This window comes from Dorea sp. D27 (assembly GCF_001185345.1).
Lineage (GTDB): Bacteria > Bacillota > Clostridia > Lachnospirales > Lachnospiraceae > Extibacter.
Genome location: NZ_KQ236744.1, coordinates 42,248 through 61,538 on the forward strand (window position 1 = coordinate 42,248; position 19,291 = coordinate 61,538).

Consider the following 19,291-nt stretch of genomic DNA (forward strand, 5'->3'; position numbering starts at 1 on the left):
TATTTTCATAGGGGTCAGACCCCTAACGCCAAAGGGGTCTGACCCCTATGAAAACGGAGGTAATTGTTGTGAAAACTCAAACTATTGCTGCAATATCGACAGCAATGTCTGATTCTGGAATTGGTATTGTACGTATGAGCGGTGATGAAGCTTTTACGATTGTGGACAAGATATATGAGGGGAAGAATGGCAAGCGGCTTTCGTCTCAGAAGTCGCATACGATACATTATGGTTTTATCAGGGACGAGAATGAACTTGTAGATGAAGTGCTTGTAATGATTATGAAAGGTCCTCACAGCTATACTGGGGAAGATACGGTAGAAGTGAACTGCCACGGCGGTGTTTATCTTGTCAAACGCGTGCTTGAAATTATGATTGAAAATGGGGCAAGACCTGCGGAGCCAGGAGAGTTTACGAAACGTGCGTTTCTCAATGGCAGGATTGATTTGTCCCAGGCTGAAGCAGTTGGAGACTTGATTGCCTCCCAGAATGAATATGCGTTGAAGAGTTCAATAGGACAGCTAAAAGGAAATGTAAAGTCAAAGATAAGTGATATTAGAAATAAAATAATTTACCATACAGCTTTTATTGAGACTGCGTTAGATGATCCCGAACATATCAGTGTAGACGGCTATGGTGAGGAGCTGAGAGAGACTGTTGTTGAACTTCTGTCAGAGATTAAGGCGTTGCTTTCAACATGTAATGATGGGAGAATAATAAAGGAAGGTATAAAGACAGTCATCGTTGGCAAACCAAATGCTGGTAAGTCTTCCCTTCTGAATGTGCTTGTAGGTGAAGAGAGAGCTATCGTTACGGAGGTGGCAGGAACAACCCGGGATATATTAGAAGAGCACATTAATCTTCAGGGCATTTCGCTTAATATACTAGATACCGCAGGCATCAGGGAGACGGATGACATCGTGGAAAGGATTGGCGTAAATAAGGCAATTCTACATGCTGATGAAGCAGATTTGATTATATATGTGATGGATGCTTCTGCACCGCTTGATGAGAATGACGAGCAGATTTTAAAAATGATATATGGAAAACCAGTTATTATATTGCTAAATAAGTCCGATTTAGATATGATGATTAGTAGGGAAAATGTAATAGACGCTTATTATGCAATTAATCCTTCAAAAAATGAATCTGATCAAAGTAAGGAAATCCAAGTAATAGAAGTATCTGCTAAGAATCAGTACGGTATTGACAAATTTGAAAATATTGTAAAGGATATGTTTTTTGAAGGAAATCTTTCATTTAATAATGAAATATATATAACAAATGTAAGACATAAGGCGGCGCTGCAGGATGCCCGTAACTCACTACAAAAGGTTATAGAGTCGATTGACAGCAAAATGCCGGAAGATTTTTATTCAATTGATTTGTTAGATGCTTATGAATCTCTGGGCAATATTACGGGAGATACGATGGGAGAAGATTTGATAAATGAAATATTCAGCAAATTCTGTATGGGAAAATAAAGACGAATACGATATTGCGGTTATTGGTGCAGGCCATGCAGGGTGTGAAGCTGCTCTTGCGTCAGCCAGGCTTGGTTTCCAGACGATTGTTTTTACAGTGTGTGTAGACAGCATAGCTCTGATGCCATGTAATCCCAATATAGGAGGAAGTTCCAAAGGACATCTTGTCAGGGAAATAGATGCACTAGGCGGTGAGATGGGGAAGGTAATAGATCAGACTTTTATACAGTCTAAGATGTTGAACAAATCAAAGGGCCCTGCCGTTCATTCGCTCCGCGCACAGGCCGACAAGCTACATTATAGCAGAACAATGCGTCAGGTGTTAGAGAGCCAGGAAAGGCTGGAAATAAAGCAGGCAGAAGTTGTAAATATCATAACTGAGGATAAAAAAGTAACAGGAGTACAAACTTATTCCGGCGCCGTCTACCGGTGCAGAGCTGTCATCCTCTGTACAGGGACGTACCTGAAAGCGCGCTGCGTATATGGTGATGTAAGCCAGAACACAGGGCCGAATGGGCTTCAGGCAGCAAACTATCTGACAGAATGCCTGAAAGATCTCGGTATTAAAATGTATCGATTTAAGACAGGCACTCCGGCCAGAATAGACAGGAATACAGTTGACTTCAGCAAAATGGAAGAACAGTTTGGCGATGAACGGATTGTACCTTTTTCCTTTACTACTGCGTCAGAGGATATACAGATTGATCAAGTATCCTGCTGGCTGACTTACACAAATAACAGAACACACGAAATCATCAGGAAGAACCTGGACAGGTCGCCTTTATATTCTGGAATGATAGAGGGAACAGGCCCAAGATATTGTCCATCCATAGAAGATAAGGTAGTAAAGTTTGCAGATAAGGACAGGCATCAGGTATTCATCGAGCCCGAAGGACTAGAGACTAATGAAATGTATATAGGTGGTATGTCAAGTTCACTTCCGGAAGATGTACAGTATGATATGTACCGTACGGTTCCCGGTCTTGAGCATGTTAAGATAGTAAGGAATGCTTATGCAATCGAGTATGACTGTATTGATGCAAGGCAGCTTAAGCCATCATTAGAATTCCGTGCGGTAGAAGGTCTGTTCAGCGGCGGGCAGTTTAATGGCAGTTCAGGTTATGAAGAGGCGGCTGCGCAAGGACTTGTTGCAGGTATAAACGCGTCTCGTATGCTTCAGGGGACGGAGCCATTGATTATAGACCGTTCACAGGCATATATTGGTGTGCTGATTGACGACCTTGTCACAAAAGAAAGCCATGAGCCATACAGGATGATGACATCACGTGCCGAATACCGGCTGCTGCTCCGCCAGGATAATGCAGACCGGAGGCTTACGAAAATTGGTTACGAGATTGGTCTGATAGAAGAAAAACGTTACAAAAGATTTCTTCTTAAGGAAAGATGGATAGCTGATGAAATAGATCGGCTGAATCATACACATATAGGTGTAAACGAAAAGGTACAGGATTTACTTTCCACGTATGACAGTACTCTTTTGAATTCAGGCACTACTCTTGCAGAACTTATACGCAGGCCTGAACTTTCATATGAAATTCTGAAACCGATTGATAAAGGTCGTCCAATTATGCCAAAAGATTTACTGGACGAAGTTATAGAGCAGGTAAATATATCTATCAAATATGAAGGATATATCAGACGTCAGGAGAAGCAGGTTGAACAGTTTAAAAAGCTGGAGAAGAAAAAGATACCGGCGAATATAAACTATGACGAAGTGAAAAGTCTGCGCATTGAGGCGGTCCAGAAATTAAAGGAATACCGCCCTGTATCCATTGGACAGGCTTCCAGGATATCTGGCGTATCTCCGGCAGATATCTCAGTGTTGCTAGTGTATCTTAATGCATAGGAGTTTATCATGAGCAAATTATTAGAGTCAAAACTGCAACAACTAAATATTACACTGAATGACAGGCAGTCAGAGCAGTTCAAAATATTTTATAATCTGCTTATAGAGTGGAATAAGGTAATGAATCTGACTGGAATTACAGAATATGAGGAGGTTGTTGAAAAGCATTTTGTAGACAGCCTTGCCCTCATAAAAGCTGTCGATATACAAAAGATTCATAATATTATAGATATCGGTACAGGTGCAGGCTTTCCCGGTATTCCATTGAAGATAGCATTTCCTCAATTAAATGTGACGTTATTAGACTCTTTGAATAAAAGGATACGTTTTTTAAATACAGTTATAGAAAATACTGGTCTTAAAGGTATAGAAGCTATACATGGACGTGCTGAAGATTATGCAAAACAACCGGATTATAGAGAAAACTATGACCTTTGTGTTTCACGGGCCGTCGCAAATCTGGCTACATTGTCAGAGTATTGCATACCATATATACGGATAGGGGGTATATTTGTGTCATACAAGTCGGAGGATGTAGAACAAGAAGTAGAATGTTCTAAAAATGCGATATCTTTACTAGGCGGCAATATCAAAGAAACAGTTAGATTTCAACTTCCAGGAACAGACATAGGAAGGTCATTTATAATAATTGAAAAGGAAAAAATGACTTCTGAAAAATATCCGCGCAAAGCAGGTTTGCCATCAAAAGAACCGTTAATATAATAATCTGTAAAAAACATACTAGGAACATTTAATGTTCCTAGTATGTTTTTATGTATTCTTCTTTTACTCTTCGGCAGACAACAATATGTTAATCTGCTCAAGAAATTCATGTGCATTTTCTAATTGAGGCAGATAGTTAGTTTCGTCCATCTCTACAATTTCAATAGATGGAAGTATTTCTTTATACTCATTGGCAAAATCAATATTATCACGGTTAGATTTACCTGTTATTATATATATGCTGTTAGATAATGATTCCAGACAATGAGGAATATTTATAGTTGTGTAATATCCTGTCAAACTTGCAAATAAATATTTCGATGATGCATTTCCGGAGTGAGCACTTTCATAATATGTGCGTACTATGTTATCCTCAACTTTATCGAAATCATAATAATAATCCATCTGGAACAATGCTTGAATATCACTCCGCTTCGTAAGCATGTTATAAACAAAAGTACCTATTATAGGTGTATTTATTAACCAGCTCAGGCACTTACTTCTTTTAGTAGGTATCTTGCCAAGTAATTCTATACTAGCCGGATTTACTAATACAATTTGATTTACTATAAAATTGTCATTTTGACATGCAGCTAAAACAAATGAACCTGATTCCCCAGTTGCTATTACATCAGTCTTGTCACCAATTACATGTTTTATAAAATCCGTTATAAGCTGTACATACATATAATTAGTGTAAGTGAGATTTGGTTTATCTGAACGGCCACAGCCTAATAAATCTATGCTAAATACTGTATAGTTTTTAGATAAATGTTCAATTACTTTGTTCCATTCATATGCAGAACTATATGTAGTCAAATCGTGGATGAGAAGTAAAGGTTTGCCTTCCCCTTTTTTTGTATAATAAATCTTACCAAATCTCCATTCATAATAAGAACCGGATGGATTTGTCAATAAATCGTCCAATGTGGCAGAAAAGTATATAAATTTATTTATCATATGTAGTGTAACAGCAGATACTCCAGCTAAAGCGGTTCCTGCAGCAAGTTTCTTTTTCCAGCTCATATAAACCCCACTTTCTTTCAAGATAACGTCCCCTTGTTATTGTTTAAGTATAGCTCATTAATTATATAGAACCATTGTCCATAAAAATATTATACTACAATAAAGACAATATATAAAGCTAAAAAGTAAAAATGTTTCACGTGAAACATTAACATTTATTACAAGTATCTATATACTATTTTTGTTCTTTATGCAGTATGCTTTAGCAGTAATTATAACAAGTTCAAATACGATACTATTATATTGTATAATGTATTTGATAAAATATGCAAAATAAAATGTTTCACGTGAAACATTTAGTAGATATAATATCAAAAAGGTGGTATACTAAATCTATGCAAAAAACAGAAAGGTGATTAAAATGGGAAGAGTTATAGCCATCGCCAACCAAAAAGGTGGGGTTGGAAAGACTACGACAGCGATTAATCTATCCGCTTGTCTGGCAGAAAAGGGTCAAAAAGTACTTGCAGTGGACATGGACCCCCAGGGAAATATGACAAGTGGACTTGGTTTAGATAAAGAATCAGTTGAAAAAACAGTATATGATTTAATTATTGGTAACGCTGACGTAGATGAAGTATTACAGAAGGATGCACTTGAAAATCTTGATATATTACCTACAAGTATAGATTTGTCTGCTGCAGAGATTGAACTTATAGGTGTGGAAGAAAAAGAGTATATTGTCAGAGATGCGATTAAAGATATAAGGAATAATTATGACTACGTAATAATAGATTGTCCGCCGTCTTTAAGCATGCTTACAATCAATGCAATGACTACAGCAGATACAGTTTTAGTTCCTATACAGTGTGAATACTATGCCTTAGAGGGGTTAAGCCAGCTTATACATACCGTTGAACTAGTCAAAGAACGCCTGAATCCGGAACTTGAGATAGAAGGTGTCATATTTACTATGTATGATGCTAGAACGAACCTATCACTTCAAGTTGTTGAAAATGTAAAAGATAACCTTCAACAGGCTATCTATAAAACGATTATACCACGCAACATTCGTCTGGCTGAGGCTCCAAGTTACGGTATGCCTATAAGCCAGTATGATCCGAGGTCCGCAGGCTCCGAAAGTTATATGAAACTGGCAGACGAAGTGATGAATAAAAAATAATTAATTTGGAGGATAATATGGCAGTAAAAAAGAAAGGACTTGGTAAAGGTCTTGACAGTTTAATTCCTGATAAGCCTTTGAAGGCAGCTATGACTAATACCGGTAACCCCTTGGATGATAATGAAACGGGTATGGGGGAACGGATGATGAAGATTAATATGGTAGAGCCTAACAGAGAGCAGCCGCGTAAAAATTTTGAAGAAGATGCATTACTCGAGCTTTCGGACTCTATAAAACAGTTTGGTGTATTACAGCCGCTTCTGGTCAGAAAAAGAAAAGATTATTACGAAATAATAGCAGGAGAAAGAAGATGGAGAGCCGCTAAAATGGCCGGTGTAAAAGAAGTACCTGTTATTATAAAAGACTATACGGAACAGGAAATAGTTGAAATCTCACTTATAGAGAACATACAGAGAGAAAACCTGAATCCAATTGAAGAAGCGATGGCATTTAAAAAGCTATTGGAAGAATTCAACTTAAAACAGGATGAAGTGGCCGAAAGAGTATCCAAGAGCAGAACAGCCGTAACAAATTCGATGCGTCTTCTTAAATTAAATGAAAAAGTGCAGCAGATGATTATAGATGATATGATATCTACAGGGCATGCAAGGGCTCTTTTAGCGATAGATGATTATGAACAGCAGTATATGCTGGCAAACAAAATATTTGATGAGAAACTAAGTGTGCGTGAGACTGAAAAGCTTATAAAAGAAATAAAGAATCCTAAAAAGCCAAAGGAAAAGAAGATAATAGATAATCAGTTCATATATACAGATTTGGCCGATAAATTAAAAGAGGTAATGGGTACTAAAGTAAGTATAGCATCCAAAGGAAAAGGAAAAGGTAAGATAGAAATAGAATATTATTCAGACAGCGAATTAGAACGTGTGTTCGATTTAATGATGAGTGTCAACAAAGGAGAATAGACATATATGGAAAGTAAGATACTGAATGCATTGGGAATAGATCCGGCTTTTATCTTCATTTTTATGTTGATATTGTTTATCGTATTGTTTATATTATATGTAAATGTCACTATGAAGTATAACCGGTTAAAAAGCAGCTATGCAACGTTTATGAGGGGAAAAGATGGTAAAACTCTAGAAGAAGGATTTAGGGACAAGTTTGCAGAGATAGACACTATACTTAAGGTTACAAAACAAAACAGGCAGGATATAAGAGAAATAAATAAAAAGATGGAAGGTGACTATCAGAAGCTTGGCATTATCAAATATGACGCATTCAACGAGATGGGCGGGAAGCTCAGTTTTGCATTGGCTATGCTTGACGGCAATAATAACGGCTGGGTTATCAATGCAATGCACAGCAGAGAAGGCTGTTATACTTATATTAAAGAAATCGTCAAAGGCGAGAGTTATGTAGAATTAGCCGAAGAAGAGGCCGAAGCTCTTGACAGAGCTATATTCAGCGAATCATATGACAGAGAAGTCAAAGATATCGTAGCGCAAAAATAAACATAAGAATAATGAGGTGGAAATTATGTTAGATATTAAATTTGTAAGAAATAACCCTGATACAGTAAAAGAAAATATTAAAAAGAAATTTCAGGATGATAAACTTCCTCTCGTAGATGAGGTATTACAATTAGATCAGCAGAATAGAGATATTAAACAGGAAGTTGAAGCTCTGCGTGCGGACAGGAACAAGATATCCAAGCAGATCGGTGCATGTATGGCACAGGGAAAAAAAGATGAGGCTGAAGAACTTAAGAAAAAGGTGCAAGAGAATGCAGACAGAGTAGAGGCTTTGTCCTCTGATGAGAAGCAGGTAGAGGAAAGAATCAAAAAGATTATGATGACTATACCTAATATCATTGACCCGTCCGTACCTATAGGAAAAGATGACAGTGAAAATGTTGAGATACAAAAATACGGAGAACCTGTAATACCAGATTTTGAAATACCATATCACACGGAAATCATGGAGAATTTTAACGGTATAGACCTCGAAAGTGCAGGAAAGGTTGCAGGCAATGGGTTCTACTACCTGATGGGTGATGTCGCAAGGCTGCATTCAGCAGTAATCACATATGCAAGAGATTTTATGATTAACCGCGGCTTTACTTATTGTATTCCTCCATTTATGATTCGCAGTAATGTCGTGACGGGAGTAATGAGTTTTGCGGAGATGGATGCCATGATGTACAAGATTGAAGGTGAAGACCTCTATCTTATCGGAACGAGCGAACACTCCATGATTGGAAAATTCATCGATACAATGCTTACGGAGGATCAGCTGCCGCAGACATTAACGAGTTATTCTCCTTGTTTCCGGAAGGAAAAGGGCGCCCACGGGATTGAAGAACGTGGCGTTTACAGAATCCATCAGTTCGAAAAACAGGAGATGATAGTTGTTTGCAAGCCGGAAGAGAGCAAGATATGGTATGATAAACTCTGGCAGAATACAGTAGATTTATTCCGTTCTCTTGATGTGCCGGTACGTACACTTGAGTGCTGTTCAGGAGACCTGGCTGACTTGAAGGTTAAGTCCTGTGACGTAGAAGCATGGTCTCCGAGGCAGAAGAAGTACTTTGAAGTAGGAAGCTGTTCCAACCTTGGGGATGCACAGGCGAGAAGGCTTGGTATCCGCGTAAAAGGTACAGACGGAAGCAAGTACTTTGCACACACGTTAAATAACACAGTAGTAGCACCACCTAGAATGTTGATTGCATTTCTGGAGAATAACCTCCAGGAAGACGGCTCAGTCCGTATACCAGAAGTATTGCAGCCATACATGGGTGGCATGACAAAGATTGAAAAGAAATAAAACATTAAAATGTAAGGAAAACCCCATGCATAAATTTTTACAGGCCATAGGTTATGGCAATATAACTTCAAAAAGACAATTGAATGAATTCCTGAAAGACACAGAGGAGTCATTCACCTGCCATGAGCTCGTAGAAATCGAAAACGAACTTGATTTCTGCGAGTATCAGCGGGAATGCGGCGCCGGGATAGGAGTCTCTGTATGTGGAGATATGGATATAAACGAGCATTTTGAACGACAGTATTATTATCCATATTTTATCGGCAGCGGACTGACATCTTACGCAGATGTCGTTGTAGAGAGGAGGATGGGTGAAGAGGCCTACGTAGGTATATGTGAAGATGTAAAAGTAGGTATCAGCCTTATCTTTTATCTGCAGAATGCAGTAGAGTTTATCAAAGAAAAGCAGATGTCCGGCAAAAAAGTGAAATATGGTTCTGTAACACTTTCAGGACTATGCAATAAAGGTACAATTCTGCTCCCCGTATTAAAAAACGCAGAACTGGAAAAGAAGAGACAAGAAGAGTCCAGAAACAGGATGATGCTATTAAGCGCGGCTAAAAACGGCGATCAGGCTGCGATGGAAAGTCTGACGCTGGACGATATAGACATCTATTCAAAAGTATCAAGACGCCTCATAACAGAGGATGTATTCAGTATAGTAGATACATGTTTCATGCCATACGGGATAGAATGTGACTGCTACTCCATATTAGGTGAGATACTGGATATACATACAATAGAAAATGAAGATACAAAAGAACAGCTGTATATCATGAAACTTGATGTAAATGAACTGCAGTTCGATATCTGTGTGCCCGTAAAGAGGGTGACAGGTGAGCCTGCCGTAGGGCGGCGATTTAAAGGAGATATCTGGCTGCAAGGCAGAATTAACTTTTAAAGGTAATTGGGGACGGGGTTTTTCTAGAAAAACCCCGTCCCCAATTAAAAAAAGGGTGTCCCAATTTCGTTATTGATTTTTTCCTCATAAAATGATAGAATATAAAAGCTGACAACTTAATATGTTTCCGTAGCTCAACTGGATAGAGCGACCGCCTCCTAAGCGGATGAATTTGCTCACCAGAATTGAATAAATTGTTTATAACAGTCGAATACACTGTTATAATATATAAGTGTCTCTGTAGCTCAGGGGATAGAGCATTCGCCTCCTAAGCGAAGGGTCGGACGTTCAAATCGTCTCAGGGACGCTGAAAGTGCTGAAAATTCAAGGATTTTCAGCATTTTTTTTATGCAATTAAATGAAAATGCCCATCTGTGTAGTTTTTAATGTTGCTTTTGCTATTTTGATTTATACAAAAAAATCTGAAAAACAAACGCTTGCTTATATAAGTTAATTACAGATTTCATGACAATTGCTTACAGAAACAGCATTGTTTATTCAATTGCTCAACATAGGGGTTAATTCCGGAGATATTTCTTATAATGATACAAAATTTTAAATTGATGGCATCAATCAGGAGAATCTCAGGAACTCATGGAGTACAGCGCAAATGATGGGGTACGTCAGGCATACACTTATGGAGATGCATGGTTAAGTGTTGCTAAAGCAGATGAAACCAGTTATTATATGAATGACGGACGATTTAGCGTGACCGGGCTGGTCACAGAGACTAATGCTCTAACGAATAGTTATCGTTATGACCCATATGGAAATCTTATATCAGGAACTGCCGATGCAGTGAACTATTATGGCTGGAAAGATGCCAAGAAGTTAATAAAAAAGTTGTAAAAACTGCAAAAAATTAGTTAAAAAGGCAATCAATACAGTTAAAAAGGTAACTAAATTGGTAGTCAATGCAGTAACTCATCCAACGCAGACGATACAGAAAGCGAAACAGACCGTAAACAAAATATATCAGAAAGCATCATCTGGGGGTTCTCAAAGTCGGTAGAGTCGCTTCAGGAGGAGTAGCTGGGGGTGTTGCGGGTGATATTGTGTCAGGAGCATACTAAAAAGGGAGGAAAAGATGTTTCTTCAAAAGCTTTTATTTTACGTTCTTTTGTTTTCGGCAACGTTATTAAGCATCAGACTTACGGAGGCCGTAAGAGGTGATGTTTTTTTCCCAAATGAACGATTGAAGGAACTAATGAACTTAATCAATAAAAAAACCATGATTTTGTTCTATGTTTCTTTCTATACATTCTTTGTGATTGGTGGTGCATATTATATTATCTCAAGTGCACCATGCGTTATGAATAAAGATTTTGCAATAAAAAGGGGAAAAATACAAAACGTCTCTTTGTATGAGAAGAATAACATAGGGACCAAATATAATATCACTCTCTTAGATGAAAACGGAAACTATAATCAAGTTGAGCATGTTTTCTCAGAGGCCTTAAAAGAAGGTGATGAGGTGGAAATCGCTGAGTCTTCGCAGAGGTTTCTTGGCCGGATAGTAAAAACGATAAATGGTAAAGAGACAGAATATTACCAGAGTATTGAGAATAGCACAGGAATTGAAAAGATAATCGTATGTATTTATATTATATTCACTATAGTTATGCAGACCCGATTTTTGAAAAGAGAAAAAAAGAGTATGTCCATAAGCAAAGTTCAGTTATTGCTATTGCAGTTTTGGGAGAAAGGGGTTTGGATTTATTGTATCATAATGGCGATCAGTCTATTTAATTTAGTTGACAATAAAATATGGGGTATTACTGGTGCTTTAGTATTTGTGATATACACATTTAGCTCATTTTTGTCTTTAATGCTTGAAGGGAAAAATGTACAAAATAAAACATGAATAAAAGGAGAGATTTGTGACGGAAGTTCATTGTATGGATAATAATCAAGAAGAAATTTTGCAAGCGTTAGAGGAGTTAGATGTAACAGAGTATTTAGCTAGAAAAAATAAGAAAAATATTGTAAATATAGTAAAATATACTGCAGCTGCCGGTTTGACTTCGTTACTTTTATTTATAGGGGTTCTTCCAGAAATGCGTATATTTGCAATTTTGTTTTATTGTGTAATTTTTTTTCCTGGCCTTTTTACTTTTGTGTACGTATGGTATATAGGGACTAAAAAGAAGAAACAAATCCAACATGTTTATAAAGGACAAGCAATAATAATTTGTGAAAACCCACTTGAATTGATATATATTAATAGTGATAAGAAGTGTAAAAAAATAAAATGTCAGGTTCCTCTTAAAGTAAAGGCTCATGAAGGCATCAAGGTTGATATTGTAGTTGAAGACGAAACTATTGTGGAGATTAATGTGTAAATATTTTTATGAAAGTTAAAAACACTAGAATCAAGGAAATTCAAAACGTTCAGTATACGTAGTATATCATCGAGACTATATGCTTTAAACAAAAAGGATTAGATGGTGCTTCTTGGCACATCTAATCCTTTTAAACCTTATCTCAATTTCTTCCCAAGCATATCCGGGTTTGTCGCAAAAGTAAGTGCGGTCTCTTCTGAGATGGTACCAGCCTTATACAGGCGCAGAAGGCTGGTGTCCATCGCTATCATATCATCGCTGGCGGAAGAATAGATGATTCCGTCTATCTGGGGAATCTTATTATCCCGTATCATGTTGCGGATGGCCGGTGTTACAGTCATAATCTCAAAGGCAGGAACCATGCCGCCGCCCAAGGAAGGGACAAGCTGCTGTGATACGACGGCCTGCAGTACCATGGACAGCTGCACGGCAATCTGCCGCTGCTGGTTAGGCGGGAATACGTCTATGATACGGTCTATCGTATTTGCACTCCCAATCGTGTGCAGGGTCGAGAAGATGAGATGCCCGGTCTCTGCGGCTGTCATGGCGACCTGCGTCGTCTCATAATCCCGCATCTCGCCTAGCAGTATGACGTCAGGGCTCTGTCGCAGCGCGGCACGTAAGGCTGCCACGTAACTGTCCGTATCTACATTGATTTCCCTCTGGCTTACAATACTTTTATCGTGCCTGTGCAGATATTCAAGGGGATCCTCCAGGGTGATGATATGCTTTTCAAAGTTGTGGTTGATATCATCTATCATACAGGCAAGTGTCGTTGATTTTCCGCTGCCGGCGGGTCCAGTGACCAGAACAAGCCCCTTCGGGAAACGGTCCAGCTTCATAATAGTGTCAGGGATACCAAGAGAAGCCGGATTCGGAAGTGTAAAGGTTATGATACGTATAACAGCCGATAAAGCACCCCTCTGCTTGTACGCACTCACACGGAAACGTGACAGACCTGCGATGGCAAAAGAAAAGTCATCATCACCCGTTTCCAGAAGCTTGTCCATGGAACGTTCTCCCGCCAGCTCATATATCTGGCGGAGCAGGTATTCCGTGTCATCAGGGAGAAGCCGGTCATCGTTGATGCGTACAATCGTATTATTGACCCTCATAGAAGCAGGAAGACCTGCAATGATAAAAAGATCTGACGCTTTTTTCTCTATGGCGTTTTCAAAAAAATCTGTTGCATTCATTATGACAATCTCCTATTCTATTAATTTTAAACGATCATTCCCCTCCCATCCTGCAGTTGATATCTCCTGCCAGGACGTGACGCGGTAGAAACCGCCGGAAAGCTTGTCAGGGCGATTCAGAGCCAGAACAATATTCAGTGCTTTCTCTTCATTGACCTTCTCTTCAAAGGTCAAAACCGGTTCGTCAGATGTAAAGTCCAGAGTGGTTCCTTCCATCGTTTTAAGCAACGCGGCCGCTTCTGCATAGTAATCACCAGGCCTGTTACTGTAAGCTGTCTCTAATATATCGTCAATCTCCTTCAACTTCCGTTCAGCTGCATTGCACGCATTATAATAATCCGTATTATGCCGGGCAGTATCTCTGCTGTACTTGTAATCTCCGGCAGCGCTGGACAATGACAGGGTGGCAAAGGTAACAAGGCAGAGTATGATAAACACCATAAGCAAAGATACAGAGCCTATATTGGCTACAGGATACGTATTTTTCTTCATAGAGGCTCCTTTCCTACGGTTTCAATTGCTTATATATCACGATTTCTAATTCATAAATGTGTGAAGCAGAACCAGTTTTATCAACGGAAAGTCTGTACTCGGTGATACCACTGTCAGAGCTTCCTTTCTCTATCTCCAGATAATAACCTGCCTCCGGTTCACTGCAAGGCTTGAATTCTTTATCATAGTAAATATATATGTTGCTGTCCTCCGTGTTCATATGGGGATAATATTCCCGGAGGGCAGTTTCGGCATCTTCTGTGCCACGGATGATATCAGCAACGGAGGCGGCCTGGTTTACGGCGGTATCCAGCTCTTCCGTATCCCGGCTGATTGTATGTGACTTAACAAACAGCTGCAGGCAGATGGCGCTGATAACAGAAAAGAAGAGGATAGCTATGATTATTTCCATAAGAAGCAGTCCGGAGCGGTTGGAAGTCTTTTTTTTCATGGCACGCTCCTTTCTGAGATAATAAGAGAGTCCTCGTCACCATTTCTGTCTGTCGATGTAAATTCAAATAGCCCGGTCCCGGCCTTATCCATATCCAGGCTGTTGATTTCCATGATTGTCTTTCCATTTTTCAGGAGTATATCAACTCCGTCATTCAAGAAGAGTTCTTTTAAAAAACCGTCATATTCATATATATATGTAGTACAGGCTACGCCGTTATAATTGCCGCGCAATGACAGACACTCGGTTCCTTCGATGTCTCGGATGGAAACAGCTCCGCCACTGTCATTTTGCCGTATCTTTTCAGAAATATAGGAAAGACATGTCCGGTTCTGGTCATTTGCCTGAATCTGCCCTGTCGTAGAGCTGTATAAATTTGCGGCCAGAAGCAGAACGGCAAGCGATGATGCCGCAAAAACAAAGAAAAGAGCGATTGGAAATACAAGATCAATCATATGTTTCTGGCGAGTCTGGAATTTCATTGCCCGTCCTCCTTATCAATAATGGTCACGTCAGGCATAATATTAGAACCAAGAATCTGATAGTCTATAAAAAAACGGTCTTTATCGTAGATAAGTCCATAATGCGCCTCCAGATACTGAAGGCTTTCCGGATAGGCACCCTCTATAGCATAGCAGTGAGCTATGCCACGGCTGACCGCCGTCTCCAAAGTCTGCTTCTCCTGATCGGAAGCTTTATCAGAGAAGGAAGATATACCGTACCAGAAACAACCAAATACTATAAAAAACACTATAATAGAAACAATTATGTTTCTACCGTTTGCTTTGGACTTATTGGATACAAAACGTTGTTTCATTTATATTACCCCAATCTTTTATATGCTAGACATGATTCCCATTAATGGCAGCATCACAGACAATAATATCATCCCTACGATAAGGGATAGTATGATGACAAGTGTAGGTTCAAGAGTTGCAATAATGTTCGTGAACCTCTGGTCTATCTCCTCCTGGTATCTGTCTGCAATATCGCCCATAACTTCATCCAGTACACCTGCTTTGGAACCAATAGAAGCCATGCGGGCATATATTCCGGAAAAAACGTCCATATCAAGCAGCACCTGGGAGAGATCTTCCCCCTCCTGCATCTTTGTCTGGCACTGTTCCAGCTTCTGGCGGAAGTTATCATTATCTGTAAGTTTGGAGGTGAGTTCCAGACATTCCGACTGTGTCATACCGCTGCTCAAGGTCAATGCCATTCCACTGGCAAATCTGCAGGCGGCCATTTTCTCAGAAACGGAACGGGTCCAGGCAAACCTGGCGGTGAACCTGCCAAACCACGCGCGTCCACTTTTTGTGCGCGTAACTAGGATGATAAAAACAATGAGAACGGCCAGCACAGATATGAACACGACGGAATACCGATTCAGCGCGCTTCCCAGATTAAGAATGGCTTTGGAAAAACCGGTCATCTCACTCCCAAGCTGCCGGAACACCTGGTTGAATATAGGCATTACCTTTGTTATAAGCACGACGATAACGAGCAGCATCATACATATCATGATGAGAGGATATGTGACTGCATTCTTTACCGACTGGGCGATTGTCGCCTCGCGGTCATAGTGCTCCGCAAGTGATTTCATCACATCGTCCAGCTTACCGGTCTGTTCGCCTATATTTACCATTTGCAGCATATAATCGGGAAAGGACTCTGTTGAGACAAGTGCTTCATAAAAACTTCCAGTTTCAAACAAAGTTTTCTGCATGTTCATAAGAAGTTCCTGTTCATCAGAACTTTTGCTTTCTTCCAGCATCAGAGTAACCCCCTCTATCGATGAGATGCCGGACTGTAAGATCATTGCCATCTGAGAACAAAAGGCAGATATTTCCATGTTGGAAAGAGGGGTAAATATTTGCTGCGCCATAAGAACTCCTTTCTTATATAATAAATAATAATGAATGTATCATAATTGATACGTAATTAATACGTATACTTTAACACATAGTTCGTACCGTCTCCGACGGCCTCTTTCAAAGACTTGTTGTCACTGTTAGCGGCAAAGGTAGGATCCATCAGTTCCCATGATGTGCCATCAAATTCGATAATACTGTCAATCCATCCCTTATCATCCACATATGTGCTGATCCAGGAGTGATATGCGTCTCCAGCATAACCTATGTCCAGCTTAGTTGGGATACCTTGTGATCGGAGCATTGCCGCCATCAAAGAGGCATAATCGAAGCAGATACCTTTTCCGGTGTCAAGTGTCTCATCAACAACGGGTAGATACCCATAAGTGACGGAAGATGCTTTATCATTGTCATAAGAAACATTTTCAATTACGTAATGATATATGTTCTCCACGACCTCCAAATCAGAATGTGCGCCTTTTGCTAACGCTTCCCCCTTTTTGACAGCCTTTGAATCAGGGGTAAAATTGACATATTGATTCGGGTAGAGGAAAGGGGCAAATTCATCTGCAATCTTTACTTCGATATCCTGGGCAAAAGCGATGCTATACATATCGTCCTGCACATTTTCCAGCAGGCTTGCTGAATATGTGCCGTTTCCGGCTGAGAACGGGAATGTCTCGTAATCTCCGCTCTGGGACAGCAGATAAGTGTAAGTGGTACCGTCAGGGGCGGCAAACTGCAGCTTGACCTTCCCGTTGGTGCCCCTGTACTGCACCATCATATATCCCTGGTCCGTGTGCGATGCGTCAAATGTCACGATATCATTACCATATGTAGTTGTCCCGCTCGCCTCCGGCACGAGGGCCTGAGGAGTATTGTCACGTACGGGTCCTGATTTGGAAGGCGAACTTTTTTTCCCCCCGCAGCTGCAAAAAAGGATACAGCACAGGAAGAGCAACAATACGGATTGAAAAATTGCCTTCTTATTCATGTGCTGTATCCTCCTTTAACTATTCAGTAGGCGATATTAGTATTTCCAGCGTATTCCCTGAATGGTCAGGTATCATGATGTTCACCGGCTGGCTCGGTATTTTAAAGGTTATGGTCTCGTTATCTTTATCGACGGACTCTGGTTCCACCGTATTGCCGTCAGACCCGGTTCCGGTTATGCCGTCATAATCTATGCCCGAATAAGTGTCACGCACAACTATATTAATATAGCCATTCTCTGTGTATGAGCGTATCAGTTCCGGTTTGTCCATATCAAGATGTGTCACTTCATATTTTTTAACCGAATACTGCCCGTTCATGGAGGTAGCTTTGATTAACAACGTACCGTTCTGCGGTATCGCCACCATGTAGTTTTTAGAATTGACCTTTTCCAGGGAGACTGGAGTACCGTCTATCGTTGCCGACACGCCGTCCACGGGAAGCAGCGTCCTGACCTGTATCTCATAGACGGCATTGTCTGTGGAATCTACATTTGTCCTCTGCGCGATGATCGTAGGGCGGAAGAAGAGAAGCGGCAGCAGGACAAGTATTACGAGTACAACGTAAGAGATGACCCTGCCGAGGCGAAACTCTGTCTTTTTAAAATTCCCCCATGACTCGAGTGTTTCGAGAGGAATGGCATTCGGTACAACTTCACATTCTGCAAAGATATTATTAAGGAGCTGGTTGGCAGTTTCAGAATCCAGTTCGGGTATTTTGTCAGGATTGGTGTTCGTATTATCCAATGTTGATTCCTCCTTTCTGTTCTCCCAGTAATTTTTCAAGACTTGCACGCCCATGGGCAAGATACCGCTTAACAGTGCTGCGGCTGATGTCCATAGCGCTGGCGATTTCCTCAAGTTTCATCTCATTATAATACTTCATGATTATAACCTGGGATTCCTGGGGAGGGAGAGAAAGGATTTTTTCCATCAGCTCTTCATTGGCATTTTTCCGTGCGAACTCCTGCTCGGGATCCAATCCGCCATCGGCCTGTGTTTCCATAAGGGATTGGCCGTCGGCAGCGCCTCCGAGTTCCTGAACCTGTTGACGCCGTTTCTTGCAGGCGTTCAGGCATATACGAAAATTGATCTGGTTCAGCCATGATATAAAAAGCCTTGGGTTCTTTATCTTTGTGATATTTTTTAATACGAGTATGTATACTTCCTGCAGAATGTCCTGTGCAAGATAGGCATCTTTAACATACTGATATGTGAATTTATACTGCTTCTGGTAGGTAGCCGCATATATTTCGGCAAAAGCATCACTGTTTCCTTTTTGGGCCTTTTTAACCAGACCGGCAATATATTCATAATCTAATTCTGCCATAAGCTTGATTTCCTTTTCTTTATTCGTATACCCGCTGGTTGGCGAGAGCAATAAGCCTGGTTATCTGCAGGAATTCTTCTTCGCTGTTCAGTGCGAATCCGGCTTTGTATTCGATAGGCAGTGCTTTCGGAGAGGCGTTGTGCCTCTCTACTTTCCTTTCGACACTTTCCAGGAAATTATTAAGTTTTGCCTGATCGCAGTCTTCAAAGATAGCTAGAAACTTATTTCCACCGTTTCTTCCTACAAAACCGTGATTGGCTGCTGCGGAAGACAGCAGCGTGGAAAATTCGGATAACAGCTTATTACCGGCAGCGTGGTTGTACTTGGAATTGATTTCCGGCAGATTCGTCAGATCCAGTACTGCACAGCCGATGCTGGCAGGAAGATTCTGATCAATGTACTTTTCAATCAGTACGTCACAGCTGAACCGGTTTGGTATGCCTGATAACGGATCGGAATAAGCGACCTGATACAAATTGTGGTAGTTCAGCTTCATTTCAGAGATAACACTAAAATCCATCAAAAGAAATATAAAACTTGCCATTAAAATTATCCAAACGACCGCAAACAGTATAGTGGCAGCCATATTGGAAAAAATATACTGCTTGATATCCGAATTCAGCAGCAGACAGATACTGACCAGGGTCAGGATGACAAGGACAGTGAGCTGGACCATTTTTAAAAGGCTTAATTTTTTCATTTGCAT

At 40.2% G+C, this 19,291-nt stretch carries 22 protein-coding genes and 1 tRNA gene; 12 read left to right on the forward strand and 11 right to left on the reverse strand.

Annotated elements, in window-relative coordinates; all coding sequences use genetic code 11:
- The first annotated feature begins 47 nt into the window (after nt 1-47).
- Genes mnmE through rsmG form a run of 3 tightly spaced genes read left to right on the forward strand, consistent with a single transcriptional unit; the run spans nt 48 to nt 4,074 of the window.
- Complete coding sequence (gene mnmE / locus HMPREF0980_RS06695) at nt 48-1,484, forward strand: tRNA uridine-5-carboxymethylaminomethyl(34) synthesis GTPase MnmE (protein ID WP_049728397.1); 1,437 nt, start codon at nt 48-50, stop codon at nt 1,482-1,484.
- Nucleotides 1,450-3,351 carry a tRNA uridine-5-carboxymethylaminomethyl(34) synthesis enzyme MnmG gene (gene mnmG / locus HMPREF0980_RS06700; protein ID WP_049728398.1) on the forward strand — a complete coding sequence of 634 codons (1,902 nt, stop codon included), beginning with the start codon at nt 1,450-1,452 and terminating at the stop codon, nt 3,349-3,351. Before mnmE ends, mnmG begins: the two co-directional genes overlap by 35 nt.
- A gap of 9 nt (nt 3,352-3,360) precedes the next feature.
- A complete protein-coding gene (gene rsmG / locus HMPREF0980_RS06705) occupies nt 3,361-4,074 on the forward strand; it encodes a 16S rRNA (guanine(527)-N(7))-methyltransferase RsmG (RefSeq protein ID WP_049728399.1) in 714 nt (237 codons plus the stop codon).
- 63 nt (nt 4,075-4,137) lie between these two features.
- On the opposite strand, the gene HMPREF0980_RS06710 is transcribed toward rsmG, so the two are convergent.
- Entirely contained in the window at nt 4,138-5,100 is a 963-nt protein-coding gene (locus HMPREF0980_RS06710) for an alpha/beta fold hydrolase (protein ID WP_049729144.1), read from the reverse strand.
- 361 nt (nt 5,101-5,461) lie between these two features.
- On the opposite strand from HMPREF0980_RS06710, the gene HMPREF0980_RS06715 reads away from it, so the two are divergent.
- The 9 genes from HMPREF0980_RS06715 to HMPREF0980_RS06755 all read left to right on the forward strand — a co-directional run bounded on the left by HMPREF0980_RS06715 (nt 5,462) and on the right by HMPREF0980_RS06755 (nt 12,253).
- Nucleotides 5,462-6,223, forward strand: coding sequence for a ParA family protein (locus HMPREF0980_RS06715; protein ID WP_049728400.1), 762 nt, complete (start codon nt 5,462-5,464; stop codon nt 6,221-6,223).
- Nucleotides 6,224-6,240: 17 nt separating this feature from the next.
- Nucleotides 6,241-7,149 (forward strand): ParB/RepB/Spo0J family partition protein, encoded by a 909-nt coding sequence (locus tag HMPREF0980_RS06720; RefSeq protein WP_049728401.1) that lies wholly within the window; start codon nt 6,241-6,243, stop codon nt 7,147-7,149.
- Between the two features lie 6 nt (nt 7,150-7,155).
- Nucleotides 7,156-7,698, forward strand: a complete 543-nt coding sequence (locus HMPREF0980_RS06725) for a DUF4446 family protein (RefSeq protein WP_049728402.1) — start codon at nt 7,156-7,158, stop codon at nt 7,696-7,698.
- Nucleotides 7,699-7,723: 25 nt separating this feature from the next.
- Complete coding sequence (serS, locus tag HMPREF0980_RS06730; RefSeq protein WP_049728403.1) at nt 7,724-9,010, forward strand: serine--tRNA ligase; 1,287 nt, start codon at nt 7,724-7,726, stop codon at nt 9,008-9,010.
- 25 nt (nt 9,011-9,035) lie between these two features.
- On the forward strand, nt 9,036-9,911 hold the full coding sequence (locus HMPREF0980_RS06735; RefSeq protein ID WP_049728404.1) for a DUF3881 family protein: 876 nt from the start codon (nt 9,036-9,038) through the stop codon (nt 9,909-9,911).
- Nucleotides 9,912-10,145: 234 nt separating this feature from the next.
- A tRNA-Arg gene (locus HMPREF0980_RS06740) sits at nt 10,146-10,218 on the forward strand.
- 287 nt (nt 10,219-10,505) lie between these two features.
- Nucleotides 10,506-10,760 (forward strand): hypothetical protein, encoded by a 255-nt coding sequence (locus HMPREF0980_RS06745; RefSeq protein ID WP_049728405.1) that lies wholly within the window; start codon nt 10,506-10,508, stop codon nt 10,758-10,760.
- A 238-nt stretch (nt 10,761-10,998) separates the two neighbouring features.
- Nucleotides 10,999-11,775 carry a hypothetical protein gene (locus HMPREF0980_RS06750; RefSeq protein WP_049728406.1) on the forward strand — a complete coding sequence of 259 codons (777 nt, stop codon included), beginning with the start codon at nt 10,999-11,001 and terminating at the stop codon, nt 11,773-11,775.
- A gap of 34 nt (nt 11,776-11,809) precedes the next feature.
- Nucleotides 11,810-12,253, forward strand: a complete 444-nt coding sequence (locus HMPREF0980_RS06755; protein ID WP_049728407.1) for a hypothetical protein — start codon at nt 11,810-11,812, stop codon at nt 12,251-12,253.
- Nucleotides 12,254-12,390: 137 nt separating this feature from the next.
- Here the strand turns inward: HMPREF0980_RS06755 and HMPREF0980_RS06760 are convergent, their stop codons facing one another.
- From HMPREF0980_RS06760 to HMPREF0980_RS06805, 10 genes are all read right to left on the reverse strand, one after another.
- Nucleotides 12,391-13,449: a type IV pilus twitching motility protein PilT gene (locus HMPREF0980_RS06760; protein ID WP_049728408.1), complete on the reverse strand. Its 1,059-nt coding sequence runs from the start codon at nt 13,447-13,449 to the stop codon at nt 12,391-12,393.
- Nucleotides 13,450-13,461: 12 nt separating this feature from the next.
- Nucleotides 13,462-13,941, reverse strand: a complete 480-nt coding sequence (locus tag HMPREF0980_RS06765) for a hypothetical protein (RefSeq protein ID WP_049728409.1) — start codon at nt 13,939-13,941, stop codon at nt 13,462-13,464.
- Nucleotides 13,942-13,954: 13 nt separating this feature from the next.
- Entirely contained in the window at nt 13,955-14,392 is a 438-nt protein-coding gene (locus HMPREF0980_RS06770) for a type IV pilus modification PilV family protein (RefSeq protein WP_049728410.1), read from the reverse strand.
- Nucleotides 14,389-14,874 (reverse strand): DUF4860 domain-containing protein, encoded by a 486-nt coding sequence (locus tag HMPREF0980_RS06775; RefSeq protein WP_049728411.1) that lies wholly within the window; start codon nt 14,872-14,874, stop codon nt 14,389-14,391. The genes HMPREF0980_RS06770 and HMPREF0980_RS06775 overlap by 4 nt, the downstream gene beginning before the upstream one ends.
- Entirely contained in the window at nt 14,871-15,062 is a 192-nt protein-coding gene (locus HMPREF0980_RS19415; RefSeq protein ID WP_242847353.1) for a hypothetical protein, read from the reverse strand. Before HMPREF0980_RS19415 ends, HMPREF0980_RS06775 begins: the two co-directional genes overlap by 4 nt.
- A 165-nt stretch (nt 15,063-15,227) precedes the next feature.
- Nucleotides 15,228-16,277 carry a type II secretion system F family protein gene (locus HMPREF0980_RS06785; RefSeq protein ID WP_049728413.1) on the reverse strand — a complete coding sequence of 350 codons (1,050 nt, stop codon included), beginning with the start codon at nt 16,275-16,277 and terminating at the stop codon, nt 15,228-15,230.
- Between the two features lie 56 nt (nt 16,278-16,333).
- Nucleotides 16,334-17,257, reverse strand: coding sequence for a transglutaminase-like domain-containing protein (locus tag HMPREF0980_RS06790; RefSeq protein WP_049728414.1), 924 nt, complete (start codon nt 17,255-17,257; stop codon nt 16,334-16,336).
- A 19-nt stretch (nt 17,258-17,276) separates the two neighbouring features.
- Complete coding sequence (locus tag HMPREF0980_RS06795; protein ID WP_049728415.1) at nt 17,277-18,002, reverse strand: hypothetical protein; 726 nt, start codon at nt 18,000-18,002, stop codon at nt 17,277-17,279.
- Nucleotides 17,995-18,585, reverse strand: a complete 591-nt coding sequence (locus HMPREF0980_RS06800) for an RNA polymerase sigma factor (protein WP_049728416.1) — start codon at nt 18,583-18,585, stop codon at nt 17,995-17,997. Before HMPREF0980_RS06800 ends, HMPREF0980_RS06795 begins: the two co-directional genes overlap by 8 nt.
- Nucleotides 18,586-18,604: 19 nt before the next feature.
- A complete protein-coding gene (locus HMPREF0980_RS06805) occupies nt 18,605-19,291 on the reverse strand; it encodes a GGDEF domain-containing protein (protein ID WP_049728417.1) in 687 nt (228 codons plus the stop codon).